The organism is Arthrobacter sp. MYb23 (assembly GCF_002979775.1).
Taxonomy (GTDB): domain Bacteria; phylum Actinomycetota; class Actinomycetes; order Actinomycetales; family Micrococcaceae; genus Arthrobacter.
The window spans coordinates 41,554-57,348 of the sequence record NZ_PCPR01000003.1 but is presented as its reverse complement, the minus strand read 5'-3'; the positions used below and the strand labels follow the sequence as shown (position 1 = coordinate 57,348).

Here is a 15,795-nt window from a genome sequence, read left to right as displayed (position 1 = left end):
GTGGCTTACTTCAAGAAGTCAGGAACATCGAGATCATCGGAGCGGCTGCCCGAGAGGTCGGGCTCCACCACTGCGGGGAGGTCGACGTCGAAGCCGGAGTCTGCGGGCAGGGCCGAGGGGCGCTGCTGGCCCCAGTTGCTCAGGCCTGCAGCACCGATTCCTGCCGTTGCGTGCTGCGGGGCTGCAGCGTTGGACGGCGCACTGCTCGGAGCAGCAGGCCTTTCCGAAGGCACCGGGTTCTGGGCCGGGCGGGACTGATCCATGGAAGGCGAGGTTGCCTTGACGTCGTCAAAGCCTGCGGCGATAACGGTCACGCGCGCTTCATCGCCCAAGGCGTCGTCAATGACGGCGCCGAAGATGATGTTCGCTTCCGGGTGGGCCACTTCCTGAACAAGGCGCGCGGCCTCGTTGATTTCGAAGAGACCAAGATCAGAGCCGCCTTGGATGGACAGCAGGACACCGTGGGCACCGTCAATGGAAGCCTCCAGGAGCGGGGAGGCGATAGCGAGTTCCGCGGCCTTGACGGCGCGGTCTTCACCACGGGCGGAACCAATGCCCATCAGCGCCGATCCTGCACCCTGCATGACTGACTTGACGTCAGCGAAGTCCAGGTTGATCAGACCGGGAGTGGTAATGAGGTCAGTGATGCCCTGGACGCCGGACAGAAGTACCTGGTCCGCTGAGCGGAAGGCGTCAAGGACGGAGACGTTGCGGTCGCTGATGGACAGGAGGCGATCGTTGGGGATGACGATCAAGGTGTCCACTTCGTCGCGGAGGGCGTCAATGCCGGCCTCGGCAGAGCCTGCACGGCGCCGGCCTTCGAACGTAAACGGACGGGTCACGACGCCGATGGTCAGCGCACCCAGGGAGCGGGCGATGCGCGCGACCACGGGAGCGCCACCGGTTCCGGTGCCACCGCCCTCGCCTGCCGTGACGAAGACCATGTCAGCGCCGCGGAGAACTTCTTCGATCTCGTCGGCGTGGTCTTCTGCTGCCTGCTTGCCGACCTCGGGGTTAGCCCCGGCGCCGAGGCCGCGGGTGAGCTCACGCCCGACGTCGAGCTTGACGTCGGCGTCGCTCATGAGCAGCGCCTGCGCGTCGGTGTTGATGGCGATGAACTCGACGCCCCGAAGGCCGACCTCGATCATACGGTTGACTGCGTTCACGCCACCGCCGCCGATGCCGACGACCTTGATGACGGCCAAGTAATTCTGCGGTGCTGCCACGTTTCGTGCCCCTTGCTTGTGTCCTATAGCGAAACTGATCGAGTCCAACTTGAATTCTTGGACCTTAACCCTCTAGTTGAAGGTTATAGTTATGTCAAGTAACTCTACTGCGACGGTATTTCCTCTGGTTCCCACATGCAATCTCCGCTTGCGCGTGTCGTGTGATTGCCGCGAAATAAGGCCACCGCCGGCCGCAGGTTACGTTCTCAATACTGCCTATTTTGTGAAGGGATGCCTTGGCACACTGACATCGTAGACACTGACCGGGACCTTGGGGTCCGCCGGCATCCTCAGTAGCGCTTCAAGTGCCTTCGCCTTCAGTTCCCTGTCTTCGGCATTGCCCCACACTACCGTCTTTCCATCTACCAGCTTCAGCTCAACGGCGTCGGGTGATGCAGCAGAAGCAGTAGACATTCTGGCCAGGATATCTGCAGGCAGGGTGTCCAGAACGGCAGCAATTGCCTTGAATAACTCCGTGTTGGTGGTCCCCACGCCAGCATCTATAAGGGGTAGTGCCACAGTAGCCAAATCCTGTGTTGCGCCGAGTTGCACGCCGTCCACATCCACCATCACGTAGCTGTCCCCCTGCTTGAGCAGTGCCACCGGGACGCGCTCATCCACGTGCACCAGCAACTCAGACGGCGGCCGCGCTTCCATGGTGGCCGAACGGACCTGCACGAGGGGTTTCAGGAGCTCGTTGATTTCCTGCTCGGTGACTTGCGGTAACGGCTTGCCTTCGAGGCCGGAAAGTGCGCCCTTCACGGCATCCGGGGTGACTAACGCTGTTCCGTCCACGGTAATGGTGCGGACTGCCAACGCCGGCGAAAAGACGGCCCCTGCAATCAGGGCCCCCACCACCACAGCCACCACTGAAAGCGTCCAGAGAACGAGTCGTCGCTGACGGCGGTTTTTGGGCTCGGGAAATGCTATGACGTTGCCGGCCGGGGACTCCTTGCCGGCCTTAGCGGCACCGGTCGCCTTAGCGGCACCGGTCACCTTCGTGGCACCCCCCACGGGCTTGGCACTGGCCGCCGTATTGTCCGTGACTGCCCTCCCCGCAGAGTTCTTCGTATCCGGTTCAACGGAGCGCTGAGCACTGATGACCTCCGCTGAGTCACCGCCGGGGCTGCCTGCCTTGCTTGGGCGGCTCGTACCGGGTTTGAAGGTGGGCTTGCGGGTGCTAGCCATCCAACGCCGCCACGATGAGAGGCCCATAGGCAGTGACGTCTCCGGCTCCGACCGTCAGGACGACGTCGCCTTCGCTTGCCACGGCTGTCACAGCGTCCACCGCTTCATCAGCTGAAACGAGCCGGCCCTTCACCAAGTGATCCGTAATCAGCGTGCTTGTTACCCCGGGGATCGGATCCTCGCGGGCAGGATAGATATCCAGGACCAAAGCTGTGTCCGCCAGATTCAAAGCGGCAGCGAACTCCTGAGCGAACTCACGGGTCCGCGAAAACAGGTGCGGCTGGAAGAGGACGTGCACTTTGTTGCCGGCGGCCACGGAGCGTGCTGCCGATAGAGCTGCGCGGACCTCCGTGGGATGGTGTGCGTAGTCGTCATAGACCCGCACTCCCCTCCCCTGGCCTTTGAGTTCAAATCGCCGTGACGCACCCGTGAAGTGGCCCAGCGCAGCTGCCGCGGCGCCGGGTTCCACTCCGAGTTCGACGGCGACGGCGAACGCGGCTGCCGCGTTCAAGGCGTTGTGCCGTCCGGGTACCTGCAGTTCAAGCTTGTGGACATCTCCGCCAAGAACAACCGAAACGTCGCCCGGACCGCCGTCGTGGAGCTGGACGTCCGCGTCTGGGGAAGTTCCGTAGGTCAACACCCGGGTTGTTCCCGTGGACGCTGTGCGTTCTGCCAGGGACCGGGCTCCGGCGTCGTCGGCACACGCCAGCAGAACGCCATGGGCAGGCAGGAGCGCGGCGAACGCATCAAAGGAAGCGAAGACGGCTTCCGGCGTCCCGTAATGATCCAAGTGATCGGCCTCGACGTTGGTGACCACGGCAATCAACGGACGGTAGTTCAGGAATGATCCGTCCGATTCATCGGCCTCTGCCACGAAAATGTCAGATCCTCCGTGGGCCGCGTTGACGCCGAGTGCCGGAACATTGGCGCCAATGGCGAAGGAGGGATCCAGGCCGGCTTCCTTCAGCAGGACAGCCACCATGGAGGTGGTGGTGGACTTGCCGTGGGTACCCGCTACGGTGACAACCCGGTGGCCGGCCATCGTGGCGGCCAGCGCTTCCGAGCGGTGCAGTACGGGCAGCCCGGCCTCACGCGCCGCAACCAACTCCGGGTTGTCGGCACGGATGGCTGAACCAGCGACGACCGTCTGCGCATTGCCCAGGTTTCCGGCGTCGTAGCCTACTGCAATGCGCGCACCTGCCAGGGAGAGGTCCCGCATCACCGGAAGGTCCTTGATATCGGTTCCACTGACCGGGACGCCCCGCGACACCATGATGCGCGCGACAGCGGACATTCCCACTCCGCCAATTCCGATGAAGTGGACGCGTCCGAGGGACTCAATCCGGGCGATGCTGTTGGTCATGCGGATACCGCTTCCAAGACAAGATCAGCCATGCGCTGATCGGCGTTTCTGATACCAAGGGCTTCCGATTTCCGGGCCATGCGGTTGAGCCTGCTGGGGTCTGTCAGCAACGGAATCAATTCGCTCCGGAGCCATTCCGGGCTGAGGTCTTCGTCACTGATCATCAGCGCGCCGCCCGCGTCAACCAAGGGGGCCGCGTTCAGCGCCTGCTCGCCATTTCCAATGGGCAAGGGCACAAATACAGCTGGAAGTCCCACCGCAGCTACTTCGCTGACAGTTCCGGCTCCGGCACGGGCGAGGATGACGTCGGCAGCGGCATAGACGTTCTCCATACCGTCCACGTACTCGACCTGCCGGTAGCCGTCAGCGGCGAGAAGGCCGCCGTCGTCATCTTTGACCGCTTTGCCCTTGCCTGTGATGTGAAGGGTCTCAATACCGGCAGCCGCCAGTGCCGGGAGAGCAGCAGTGATGGCACGGTTGATACTCAGCGCCCCTGAGGAGCCGCCTGTGACGATCAAAGCCGGGCGGTTGGCATCAAGCCCCAAGGAGGCCTTTGCCGCAGGCGCAGCTACGGTCCTGTCCAATTGCGAGATGGCCCGGCGCATGGGCATGCCCACATGGCGCGCGCCCCGCAAGCGGGTCCCGGCAAATGCCACGGCAACATGCTTGGTGAACCTGGCACCCACACGATTAGCCAGGCCGGCCTTCATGTTGGCCTCGTGGATAACGATGGGAATCCGAAGTTTCCGGGCAGCGAGGTACATGGGCGTGCAGACGTAGCCACCCACACCCACCAAAACATCGGCACGGGACTCCTCCAGGATGCGCCGTGCCTGCCGCACCGCGCCGCTCAACCGGGCAGGCAGCTTAACGAGGTCCGCCGACGGGCGCCGCGGAAAGGGAACGCGGTCGATGGTGGCGAGCTCGTACCCGGCCGCAGGAACGAGCCGGGTTTCCATGCCCGACGGCGTCCCAACAGCCAGGATGGCGGCGTCCGGACGTCTGTCCTTGATGGCATCGGCAATAGCCAAGAGCGGGCTGACGTGACCGGCAGTTCCGCCGCCGGCAAGGACGACGGACAAGGGCTTGGGCACGTTGGTGGAGTCAGAAGTCATGAAGTGCTAGGTACGCTTTCGTGCGGTCTTGGACATGAGGCGCGGGAAGAATCCTGAACGCTGTTGCGCCGGCAATTGGCCTCGGGCCAAAGACAACACTACGCCCACACCGCAGAGTGACATGATCAGCGCGGAGCCTCCATAGGAGATGAAAGGAAGAGGCACGCCCACCACGGGAAGGAGCTGGGTCACCACGGCCATATTCATGCTCGCTTGGCCGAGCAGCCACACCATGATGCCACCGGCGAGGGTGCGCTGGAACGGGTCGGTCTGCCTCACCACTACGCGGAAAATGGCGATGCCAAGAATGGCGAACAGGACGAGCACCACGATGGTTCCCACCAGGCCGAGTTCCTCGCCAATAATGGCAAAGATAAAGTCGTTGTGTGCCTCCGGCAGCCAGTTGTATTTCTGCCGGCTTTGACCCAGGCCCAATCCGGTCCAGCTCCCTTGCGCCAGGCCGTACATGCCATTGGTGGATTGGAAATCGAAGTCGAACTGCTCGGTGCACTGCGTGGAGGCTGTCCCCAGCCACGAGGTAATGCGGCAGATCCGGTTTTGGCTGCTGATGGTGCCCAGGACAGCGCCGAGCGCACCTACCGCGCCGGCAATTGCCAGCATACGGCCGGGAACACCGGCGAAATATAGTCCGGCAGCGGTGATCGCCGCGATGACGATGACTGTTCCGAGGTCGTTGCCCAACATCACCAAGGCAATGACGAGCCCTGCACCGGGAACCACGGGAATGATGACGTGCATCCAACGGTGAAGCAGTTTCTGCTTCCGCGCCAGAACGGCAGCGATCCACACGCAGAGGATCAGTTTGGCCATCTCCGAAGGCTGGAGAGTGATACCTCCGAGGTCGATCCAGTTCTTGTTGCCGTTGACGGTGTTGCCCATGACCTGGACCAAGGCCAGAAGAACAATCACGGCGCCGAGCGCCCACCAGGACAGTTTCTTCATCCAGTTCACGTTGGTCCGTGAAATGACGTACATGGCAATGAGCCCAACAACACCGAAGAGCGCCTGCTTGAGGGCATCAGCGTACGGCGACTTGCCCTCGGAAATAGCTTCGACACTTGAGGCGGACAACACCATCATGATCCCGATGGCCGTCAACGCCAGGGCGCAGCCGAGAATCAGGTAGTACGTGGAGCTGTTGGGTGCTTTGCTTTTGCCTTCGAGGCTCTCCCAAAAGCCGCGCAGGTGTCCGCGGAGCCCTTTGGGGCGGCTGCCGTCAACAGATGCGGCCTTGGACTTCCCGTCCCGGGGTTCTTTGCCGCGGGTGCGGGTGGGCGTGCTGACCATTGTTACTCCTCGGTGGTCGGTGCCTGCCCTTCCACAAGCTCGCGAACTGCCAGGACGAAAGCGTCGCCACGGTGAGCGTAGGAAGAGAACTGATCCATGGATGCAGCCGCCGGTGCCATCAGCACGGTATCGCCGGGCGTTGCCACTCCGGCCGCCGATGCCACGGCCCGGGCCATGATGGTCTCACCGTAGATTGGCGAAGCGGCGTCTCCGGCTGCGGTCTGCACTCCATCAGTGTCGCCCTTGGAGGGCGTGATAACGGGGACATCGGGTGCGTGTCGCTGGAGGGCCCCTTCCAATGCCTCGGTGTCAGTACCAATGAGCACCACGGCTTTGAGCCTGGGCGCGTGCTCTTTGACGAGGTCGTCGTAGTTGACACCCTTGGACAGGCCACCGGCAATCCACACCACGCGCTGAAAAGCCGACAGGGCGGCGGAGGCGGCGTGCGGGTTGGTTGCCTTCGAGTCGTTGATCCACAAGACGTCATTGCTGTTGGCCACCAGCTGGATGCGGTGCGCACCTGGCAGGTAGTTGGCAATGCCCTGTTTCACGGCTGCCGCATCAACTCCGTAGGCACGGACCAGGGCCGCTGCCGCGAGGGCGTTGGCTACCATATGGCGGGGTGCAACAGGACCAAGATCGGACATGGCGGCCAGTTCGGCCGCGGAGTCTTTACGCTCGGCAATGAACGCGCGGTCAACAAGCAGACCATCCACCACACCCACCATGCTGATGGCAGGCGTGTTGGTGGTGAAGCCGATGGCCCGGCACCCCTCAATGACGTCGGCGTTCTCCACCATTCGTTCGGTTTCGATCTGTTCGGCGTTGTAGATCGCAGCCTTTTGGGTGTTCTCATACACCTTGGCTTTGTCCGCGAGGTAGGAGGCGTAGGAGCCATGCCAGTCAACATGGTCCTCGGCAACGTTCAGGCAGACACTCGCCACCGGAGACAGAGAGTGACTCCAATGCAGCTGGAAGCTGGAGAGCTCAACAGCGAAGGCATCGTAGTCCACCGGGTCCCGGAGAGCGTCAAGAATTGGGGTGCCGACGTTACCCACGGCGATCGCTTTGAGCCCGGCTGCCTGCAGCATGGATTCAGCCATGCCCACCGTGGTGGTCTTGCCGTTGGTCCCGGTAATCGTCAGCCAGTCCGCGGTCTTGTGCCCGGCCCTCTCCCTAAGCCGCCACGCGAGCTCAACGTCGCCCCAAACGGGGATGTGCTGACGCTTCGCAGCGGCAAGCAGCGCTTGGTCGGGGCGCCACCCGGGCGACGTCACCACGAGGTCCGGCAAAGTATCCTCGATCAACGGGAGGGCCTTCACGGCGTCCTCCCCCAGCAGCACATCCACGGCACCAACAATCTTGAGGGTGTCGGCCTGGGCGTTGGCCTTGGTGCTGGTGGCGGCGTCAACCACCACCACCTTTGCACCGAGTTCAATGAGGGTGTCTGCAGCCGCGAAGCCGGACACACCTATGCCGGTCACCACAACGCGCAGACCGGCCCAGTCAGCATCCCAGCTGGTGAGCGTGTGAAGCCTGTCAGCGTTGGACGGCGTCATCTCCGGGCTATCGTTCACAGCAGCACCACCCATTCAGCATAGAAAATCCCAAGGCCTGCAGCCACGAAGAGCCCGGCGAGAATCCAGAACCGGACCACAACCGTGACTTCCGCCCAGCCCTTCAATTCAAAGTGGTGTTGCAGCGGGGCCATCTTGAAGACACGCTTTCCGCCACTGAGTTTGAAGAAGCCCACTTGAATGATGACGGACAGGGTGATGAGTACAAAGAGACCACCAATGAACGCCAGCAGGAGTTCGGTACGTGACAGGATGGCGAACGCCGCAACGGCACCGCCAATGGCCAAGGAACCGGTGTCACCCATGAAGATCTTGGCAGGTGAGGTATTCCACCAGAGGAATCCCACCAGGGCCGCACTGAGTATCGCGGCCAGCATGGCGAGGTCCATGGGGTCGCGGACCTGATAGCACCCACTGCCGGCTTCCCGGGGTGACCCGCAGGCCTGGTTGCTCTGCCAGATTCCCATGATGGTATAGGCGCCGAAGACCATGATGGACGCTCCGGCAGCCAACCCATCAAGGCCGTCGGTCAGGTTCACGCCGTTGGTGGCCGCGGTGATGATCAAGTTTGACCAGAGCACGAACAAGATGGCGCCCACTACTGTGCCGCCGAAAGCGAGGTCCAGCCACGGGATGTCCCGGACCAGGGAGATTTGGGTCGATGCGGGGCGCAGGCCATCCTCATTGGGGAACTGAAGGACCAGCACCGCGAAGATGATGCCCACGGCCGCCTGCAGGATCAGCTTGGCGCGTGCGTTCAGGCCAAGGCTGCGTTTGTTGGAGATCTTGATGAAGTCATCAAGGAAACCAACAAAACCCATACCCACCATGAGGAAGAGCAGCAGGAGCCCGGATGCCGACGGGCCGGCCGAGGCCGGATTCATCATCCACATGATCAGGTGTGTCACGAAATAACTGATCAGCACGGCAGCCACCACCACGGTTCCGCCCATGGTGGGCGTGCCGCGCTTGGTGTGGTGCGACGTGGGTCCGTCGTCCCGGATAAATTGTCCGTAGCTCTTGGCCACAAGGAACTTAATAAACAGCGGTGTCCCGATCAGGGCCACCAGCAGGGCGACGCCGGCGCCGATCAAAAGTGCAATCACAGCAGCTCGTTCCCTTCGCTTGCGGCAGCTTCATCCGCGTTTTCTCCGGTGGGCTCGGCCCGTGGAGGTAATGCTATCCGATCACCCAAATGCCGCAGGCCCACACCGTTGGAGGACTTGAAGAGCACCAGGTCTCCGGGTTCCAGTTCATTTTGAAGCAGCTCGTAGGCTTCTTCCACAGTCTCGGTGAAGGAACACTCGTCACCCCAGGACCCTTCCTGGATGGCTGAGACGTAGAGCGCACGGGCTGCGCGTCCCACCACCACCAGCCTGGAAATGTTCAGGCGCACCACCTGGGTGCCCACTGCGGTGTGTTCACGGATGGAGTCTTCGCCCAGCTCAAGCATGGCTCCCAGAACGGCCCAGGTCCTTCTGCCTTGTCCCAGATCGGCCAGCGTACGCAAGGCAGCCCGCATGGATTCGGGGTTGGCGTTGTAAGCGTCGTTGATGATGGTGACGCCGTCTTCACGTTCAGTCCGCTCCATCCGCCAGCGGCTGGCTGCGGACTGGGAGCTGAGCGAGGACGCAATGTCTGCGGCCGGGATGCCTGCGGCGAACGCTGCGGCGGCTGCTGCCAACAGATTGGTGACGTGGTGGCCACCGATCAGGCGGCTGCGCACCTCAACGGACGGGCCGCCGTCGGGCAGGACCAGATCAAAATCAGGAAATCCTTGCCCGTTGACCACAACGTTGCGTGCCTCCACCTCTTCAGTGGTGGCCGGCGAGGCCGTGAACCCCAACACCTTGGCCTTGGTCCGGGTGCGCATGGCGGCAACCCGGCCATCATCGAGGTTGATCACGGCCGTACCGTGCTCGCTCAAGGCTTCCACCAGTTCGCCTTTGGTCTTGGCGATGTTCTCCACACCACCGAATTCACCGGCGTGGGCAGTGCCAACCACGAGGACCACGCCGATATCCGGCTTGACCATCTCAGCCAAGTACTTGATGTGGCCCAGGCCCGTGGCGCCCATCTCGATCACCAGGAAGCGGGTGCCGGCGTCGGCGGCAAAGACCGTCAGCGGGACGCCCACCTCGCCATTGTAGGAGCCCTGGGGTGCCACAGTGGCGCCAGCGGTGGACAGCACACCGGCAAGGAGGTCCTTGGTGGTGGTTTTCCCCGCAGAACCGGTAATGCCAATGACGGTAAATTCCTCGCCACGGCTCTTACGCTCAGCACGGATGCGGCTCACGGACTCCGCGGCCAGCGCCCCCATGGCCAGGACCGCGTCCTCAACCACGACGGCGGGATACGGGCGGCCGTCGGCGTCGGTCACTTCACGTTCGGCGAGAACCAGAACGGCACCGCGTTCGAAAGCGGCATCGACGAAGTCATGTCCATCGGCGTGCTCGCCGGGTTTGGCCACATACAACGATCCGGGCTTCGCTTCCCGGGAATCAGTGACGACGGAAGTGGGCACGACGTCCGGATCTCCGGTCAATCGGCCATGGGTGATGTCGGCGATCTCCGCCGCAGTAAGTGCAATCATCTCGGTTTAGGACTCTATCCGCTGGTCCGTTGAAACGCTGAATCCCTTGGATGTCAAGGCGGCCCGCAACTCCACTCTGTCGTCCAGTGCAAGATTCACGCCCTTGACCTCTTGCCACACCTCGTGGCCACGCCCGGCAATGAGGATGGTGTCATCGCTGGTGGCCATGTCGACGGCCAGCCTGATGGCGGCATCCCTGGGGTAGGACTCAATAATTTCGCTGTTCAATTTCTCAAAATCCCGGGCATCGTAGGCGCCCTGGAGGACCTCGGCCCGGATTGCTGCTGCGTCCTCGTCGTGGGGATCGTCATCGCTGATGATCACGACGTCGGCCAGGCGGGCAGCGATTGCACCCATGGTGGGGCGCTTGCCTTGGTCGCGCTGACCCGTTGCCCCGAAGACCACGATGACGCGGGACCCCTCTTTGGGAGAGCGAACGGCTTCCAGGGCACGCGACAAAGCGTCGGGATTGTGGGCAAAATCAACAACCGAGGCGGGCTCTGCCGAAACGAGCTGCATGCGTCCGGGAACTGCCACAGTGAAGGGGTCGTGCGTATCCAAGGCAGCCTGGAGCGTCATGTCGTCAACCCCGGATGCCAGGACCATGAGAGTGGCCAGGGCTGCGTTGGCCACGTTGAACCCGCCAGGCAGGCCGGTGTGGACGCGCAGGGTCCGTCCGTCGGCGTGCCTGAGCTCGAATTCCGTGCCCAGTCCACGCGCCGTGGTGGACGCAACCCTCCAGTCGGCATCCGGGCTGCCTGCATCCAGGGGCTTGGTTGCGAGGGTGGTGACAGGGATGTCGGCCGTACCGGCCAGCTTGCGGCCCCACTCGTCGTCCACCGTGACCACGGCGTGCCTGGCCCTTCCGGCAGTGAAGAGTTCAGCCTTGGTCCGGAAGTACTCGTCCATGCTGCCATGCAGGTCCAGGTGGTCCTGGGTCAGATTGGTGAATCCGGCGACGTCGAACATCACTCCGTCCACGCGGTGGAACGAGATGGCGTGGGATGAGACTTCCATGGAGGCTGCATCCAATTCCCGTTCGCGCATCAGGGCCAGCAACGCATGGACATCCGTGGATTCCGGCGTCGTGAGGAGACTGGGGATCGGCTTCCCGCCGGCAAGGATCTCGATGGTCCCGATCAAGCCAGGCTTCTTACCCAAAGCACTCAGCAAGGAGTTGATGAAATAGGTAGTGGTGGTCTTGCCGTTGGTGCCTGTGACGCCGTACAGCGTGGGGAACCCGCCATCGGCAGGCTGGCTGCGATAGATCAGGGCAGCCAAGCGTCCGACGGCGGTTCGCGGCTCGGCAACGATGAGTACCGGTACTGGCTGCTCACCTGCCAGAGCCAGTTGGCGCGCCCCGGCGTCGTCCGTGACGACGGCAACCGCCCCTGCCTCGATTGCCTGCGGAACGAAGTCCGCACCATGACGGGAGGCGCCCGGCAGGGCCATATAAAGGTCCCCGGCTTCGACGGCCCTCGAATTGAGGGTAATGCCGGTCACTCCCCCGTCCTGACTGGAATCAGGAACGGCAACACCGAGTGTTTCCGCGATGGTGGCCAACGGCACTGCAGCCACGGATGCGGGACGAAAGCCGGTCTGGCCGGCGTCCGGCGTCGTGGCGTTGGTAGCTGCCTCATTGTGCTCTGACACGTGGTTCTCCGTTGGTGCTCGTGGAACGACCGGCTGGGGGCCAGCGGCGCCCGGGCCGTTAGTGGTGGATCGATATTTGGCCGAAACAGACGCCCAAGAAGCTTACTTGACGAACTGCGGCAACCGCGCGGGCGTCCCGGTGGACGGCGCCACGTTGTAGGTCCGCAGGACCTGTGACATCACCGATCGGAACACGGGACCGTTGGTGACGCCATAGATGTTTCCCTTGGGGCGCTGGAGGACCACCTCCACGATGAACCTGGGGTCATCCATGGGTGCCATGCCCACCATGGAGGCCGTGAAACCGTCGAACCCGGGCAGCCCGTCCTCGCGGGGCGCCTGGGACGTTCCCGTCTTGGCCCCCACCCGGTAGCCGTCTATGGCCGCATCCTTGATCTGCCCCTCGGTAACGGCGCTTTCCAGGATGTCCCGGACTTGCTGGGCAGTTTCCTTGGAAACCACCTGACGTGAGTCCTTGGCGGGAACCTTTTGTTCCTCGCCTTCCGGGGTGATATAGCCGTCAATGAGCCTGGGCTGCAGCATCACACCATCATTGGCGATGCTTTGAAACGCGCGCACGGTCTGGAGCGTGGATTGGGAAACGCCTTGCCCGAAAAGAACCGTGTACTGCTGGCGGTCGTCCCACTGCTCGGGCTTAGCCAGTATGCCGGTGGCTTCCGCGGGCAGGCCGATGTCCGTCTGCTCGCCGATGCCGAATTTCTTCAGCCAGTCGTACCGTTGTTCCTTGGTGAGCCTGCTGCCCGCCATCACCGTTCCGGTGTTCATGGACCACCCAAGAATTCCGGCAAGGGTACGTTCTTCGGTTCCGTGCTCGAACGCGTCGGTGAACGTCTGCCCATCAATGGTGTAGGCCGCGGGGATCGTGAAGTGATCCAGGGGAAAGGACTTCCCTTCTTCGATCACGGCTGCAGCAGTAATCATCTTCTGCACTGAACCGGGTTCGTAGGCTGCCGTCACGGACCTGACGCCGCGATCCTTGGCATCAACTTTCCCGGGGTCATTGGGGTCCGGTGAATTGGTGTCAGCCAAGGCAATGAGATTGCCCGTTTTGATGTCCATCACAACGATCGAACCCCACTCGGCGTTCATCTTGTTGACTTGGCTCTGGATGGCCTGCTGGGCAAAATACTGAATGTCCGTGTTCAGGGTCAGCTTGACGTCGCTGCCATCAACGGCCGGGGTGAGTTCATCCGTGGCCACCGGAATCCTCAGGCCATCAGCACCGATCTCGAAGACACGCTTACCTTCAACACCACGAAGAATCTCGTCCTGGGTTTGTTCGATGCCGGCTTGGCCGTTGGTTCCGTCCTTGAGGAAGCCCACCACGCCGCCGGCAACGCTGCCGTTGGGATAAACGCGCTTGCTGACACCTTCGGCGCTAAGGCCGGGGATATAGAGCTTGGAAATCCGGTCTTCCAGCTCCGGCTTCACGTCCTTTGCCACCACAAAGTACTGTTTCTCTCCGGTCAACGATTCGCGGATGGTGCTTTCATCCGCGCCCAGAAGCCCGGCGAGGTCGGCAATCCCCTGATCACGGGTGATCTCGTCCAGCTTCTCCGTCTTTTCATTGAAACGGTGGAAAGTTTCCGTGCCGGTATTGACGGTCTGGTCCACCACAATGTTGTAGCGGATCACACTGCTGGCCAGCACTGTGCCATTGGCATCCACAATCTGTCCCCGCTCAGCAGGGAGTATTTGCGGCGTCAGCCGGCTCGCCAGGGCGGCTTCAGCCATCCCGCCCATATCCAGGCCCTGGACCATGAAGAGTTTGCCGCCCACCACAAGAAGCAGGGTCAGCATGATGCCAAGGCCAACGCGCAACCGCTTTCTTGCCGCCGGCGTCTTCGTTTTTGTCGATGTGCCGGGGTTCTTTGCCACGTTGATTCCTTGCTGCTGGCCCTGCTTCGGTGGTTTGACGATCTACTGCCCTGGAGCCTTTTGCTGGGGTGCCGGTACCGATCCCCCGTGGAGCTCAACGGGTGGGGCGGCCGCAGGGGATGCCAGTGTTGCAGCCGGGGTAGTCGGCGTTGCAGCCGGGGCCGCCGGAGTTGCCTCCGGCTTGCGGCTTTCCAACGGGTCCTTGGTAGTCACCGACGGAACCACATCGATCAACCCCTCAACGGCCGGAGGAGCAAGCAGGGCACCGGGGTTATCACCCTTAACCGCCGGTGATGCCTTACCGGTCACTGCCATGGTGTTCAGATCGATCTGACCCTTGACTGTGGAAGCAACCATTCCCAATTCTGCAGCCTTCGCGGCCAGGTTCTGCGGAGCTTCGTAGTTCTGCTTTTTCTGTGTCAGGTCCTGGTTTTCCTTGTTCAGCGTGGCAGCCTCCGCTTTCAGCTGCACCAACTGATACTGCGCAGTGGACACGGAGATGTTCAGTACAAGGACCGTCAGGAGTGCGGCCGCCATCGCCACAAAGCAAAGGACAACGAACGGCGTCCTTCTCTTGCCCGGGGCACTGCGTACCAGCGACAGTGGCGTACGGGCCTTGCGCGCGGGCTCGGCCCTTTCCGCGGGCGCAGAAAGGCTACGGGCGGCGCTGCCCACCGTGGAGGGCAAAGTCTTCGCTGCGGCGTTGCTCATGCGTCTCTCCTCGGTTTGATACGCTCCACTGCCCTGAGCCGGGCAGACGCCGCGCGGGGATTTTCAGCGATTTCTGCTGCCGTAGGCACTTCCGTGCCCTTGGTGATGGTCTTCAATTCGGGTTTGTGTTCTTCAAGCTCCACCGGGAAGCCAAGTGGCGCCGACGATTTGGAACCTGATTGGAAAACTGACTTCACAATCTTGTCCTCCAGCGAGTGGTAGGACATGACCACGATCCGACCGCCCATGGCCGTCGCGGCCACTGCTGCCGGAACTGCGCGTTCCAGGACATCCAGTTCTTCGTTAACCTCAATCCGCAACGCCTGGAAGGTGCGCTTGGCGGGGTGTCCGCCACTCTTGGCTGCAGCGGCAGGGACAACGCTGCGGATCTGCTCTACGAGCTCCCCCGTGGTTGCAAAGGGCTTCTCCGTGCGGGCATTGACGATCCGGTTGGCGATCCGTCCGGCGAACTTCTCTTCGCCCCATTTGCGGATGATGCGCACCAGCTCGTCTTCGGTGTAGTTATTGACCACATCGGCCGCGGTTTGGCCGCGGCTGGTGTCCATGCGCATATCCAAAGGGGCGTCATACGAGTAAGCGAAGCCCCGCTCGCGCTCATCGAGCTGCAGGGAGGAGACTCCAAGGTCCATGAGAATGCCATGGACTTCGGATATGCCAAGGTCCAGCAGGACGTCCTCAATCTCGTCATAGACAGCGTGAACAAGGTCAGTACGGTCTGAGAAGGGTTCCAATCTGGCGCCGGCCAGGGCCAAAGCTTCCTCGTCGCGGTCGATGCCCACCAGGTGAAGATCCGGGAAACGCTGCAGCATTGCCTCGGAGTGTCCACCCATACCCAACGTGGCATCGATGGCGACCGGGGTATCGCCGCGTTTCCTGGCAGCTTCAAAGCCGGGAGCGAGCAGATTGATGCAGCGGTCTTTCAGGACGGGCACGTGGCGCTCCGATGTGGGCTTTGCCGCGTCCTGCTCTTCCACGCTGCCTCCTCTTTCCTCAATCGCTGACATGCTGATTCTTGAATCGGATCCCCATCCGCGCCTATCGGCCGCCGCCTGGCTCAGGGGAAGTTGAGCCAGGAAGACAGTTCGATGGGCGGCTGGAGATCCCATTCAAGAAGCTGGACTGCGGCTTCCTCCAACCGGGG

General features: G+C 62.3%; 12 protein-coding genes. All 12 read right to left on the bottom strand.

Annotation, left to right across the window (positions count from 1 at the left end; translation table 11 throughout):
* Nucleotides 1-5 precede the first annotated feature (5 nt).
* On the bottom strand, nucleotides 6-1,226 hold the full coding sequence (gene ftsZ / locus CQ020_RS05030) for a cell division protein FtsZ (protein ID WP_024820475.1): 1,221 nt from the start codon (nucleotides 1,224-1,226) through the stop codon (nucleotides 6-8).
* Between the two features lie 216 nt (nucleotides 1,227-1,442).
* Nucleotides 1,443-2,414 (bottom strand): cell division protein FtsQ/DivIB, encoded by a 972-nt coding sequence (locus CQ020_RS05025; RefSeq protein WP_105691063.1) that lies wholly within the window; start codon nucleotides 2,412-2,414, stop codon nucleotides 1,443-1,445.
* Nucleotides 2,407-3,777, bottom strand: a complete 1,371-nt coding sequence (gene murC, locus CQ020_RS05020) for a UDP-N-acetylmuramate--L-alanine ligase (protein ID WP_105690836.1) — start codon at nucleotides 3,775-3,777, stop codon at nucleotides 2,407-2,409. Before murC ends, CQ020_RS05025 begins: the two co-directional genes overlap by 8 nt.
* A complete protein-coding gene (gene murG, locus CQ020_RS05015) occupies nucleotides 3,774-4,892 on the bottom strand; it encodes an undecaprenyldiphospho-muramoylpentapeptide beta-N-acetylglucosaminyltransferase (protein ID WP_105690835.1) in 1,119 nt (372 codons plus the stop codon). The genes murC and murG overlap by 4 nt, the downstream gene beginning before the upstream one ends.
* Nucleotides 4,893-4,898: 6 nt before the next feature.
* Nucleotides 4,899-6,200, bottom strand: a complete 1,302-nt coding sequence (gene ftsW / locus CQ020_RS05010) for a putative lipid II flippase FtsW (protein ID WP_105690834.1) — start codon at nucleotides 6,198-6,200, stop codon at nucleotides 4,899-4,901.
* Between the two features lie 2 nt (nucleotides 6,201-6,202).
* Nucleotides 6,203-7,792, bottom strand: a complete 1,590-nt coding sequence (murD, locus tag CQ020_RS05005; protein WP_105690833.1) for a UDP-N-acetylmuramoyl-L-alanine--D-glutamate ligase — start codon at nucleotides 7,790-7,792, stop codon at nucleotides 6,203-6,205.
* On the bottom strand, nucleotides 7,774-8,883 hold the full coding sequence (gene mraY, locus CQ020_RS05000) for a phospho-N-acetylmuramoyl-pentapeptide-transferase (protein WP_024820469.1): 1,110 nt from the start codon (nucleotides 8,881-8,883) through the stop codon (nucleotides 7,774-7,776). The genes murD and mraY overlap by 19 nt, the downstream gene beginning before the upstream one ends.
* Nucleotides 8,880-10,370, bottom strand: coding sequence for a UDP-N-acetylmuramoyl-tripeptide--D-alanyl-D-alanine ligase (gene murF, locus CQ020_RS04995; RefSeq protein WP_105690832.1), 1,491 nt, complete (start codon nucleotides 10,368-10,370; stop codon nucleotides 8,880-8,882). The genes mraY and murF overlap by 4 nt, the downstream gene beginning before the upstream one ends.
* A 6-nt stretch (nucleotides 10,371-10,376) precedes the next feature.
* Nucleotides 10,377-12,023, bottom strand: a complete 1,647-nt coding sequence (locus CQ020_RS04990; protein WP_105690831.1) for a UDP-N-acetylmuramoyl-L-alanyl-D-glutamate--2,6-diaminopimelate ligase — start codon at nucleotides 12,021-12,023, stop codon at nucleotides 10,377-10,379.
* Nucleotides 12,024-12,125: 102 nt separating this feature from the next.
* Complete coding sequence (locus tag CQ020_RS04985) at nucleotides 12,126-13,922, bottom strand: penicillin-binding protein 2 (RefSeq protein WP_105690830.1); 1,797 nt, start codon at nucleotides 13,920-13,922, stop codon at nucleotides 12,126-12,128.
* A 42-nt stretch (nucleotides 13,923-13,964) separates the two neighbouring features.
* Complete coding sequence (locus CQ020_RS04980; RefSeq protein WP_105690829.1) at nucleotides 13,965-14,633, bottom strand: hypothetical protein; 669 nt, start codon at nucleotides 14,631-14,633, stop codon at nucleotides 13,965-13,967.
* Nucleotides 14,630-15,658 (bottom strand): 16S rRNA (cytosine(1402)-N(4))-methyltransferase RsmH, encoded by a 1,029-nt coding sequence (rsmH, locus tag CQ020_RS04975; protein ID WP_105690828.1) that lies wholly within the window; start codon nucleotides 15,656-15,658, stop codon nucleotides 14,630-14,632. Before rsmH ends, CQ020_RS04980 begins: the two co-directional genes overlap by 4 nt.
* Nucleotides 15,659-15,795 lie beyond the last annotated feature (137 nt).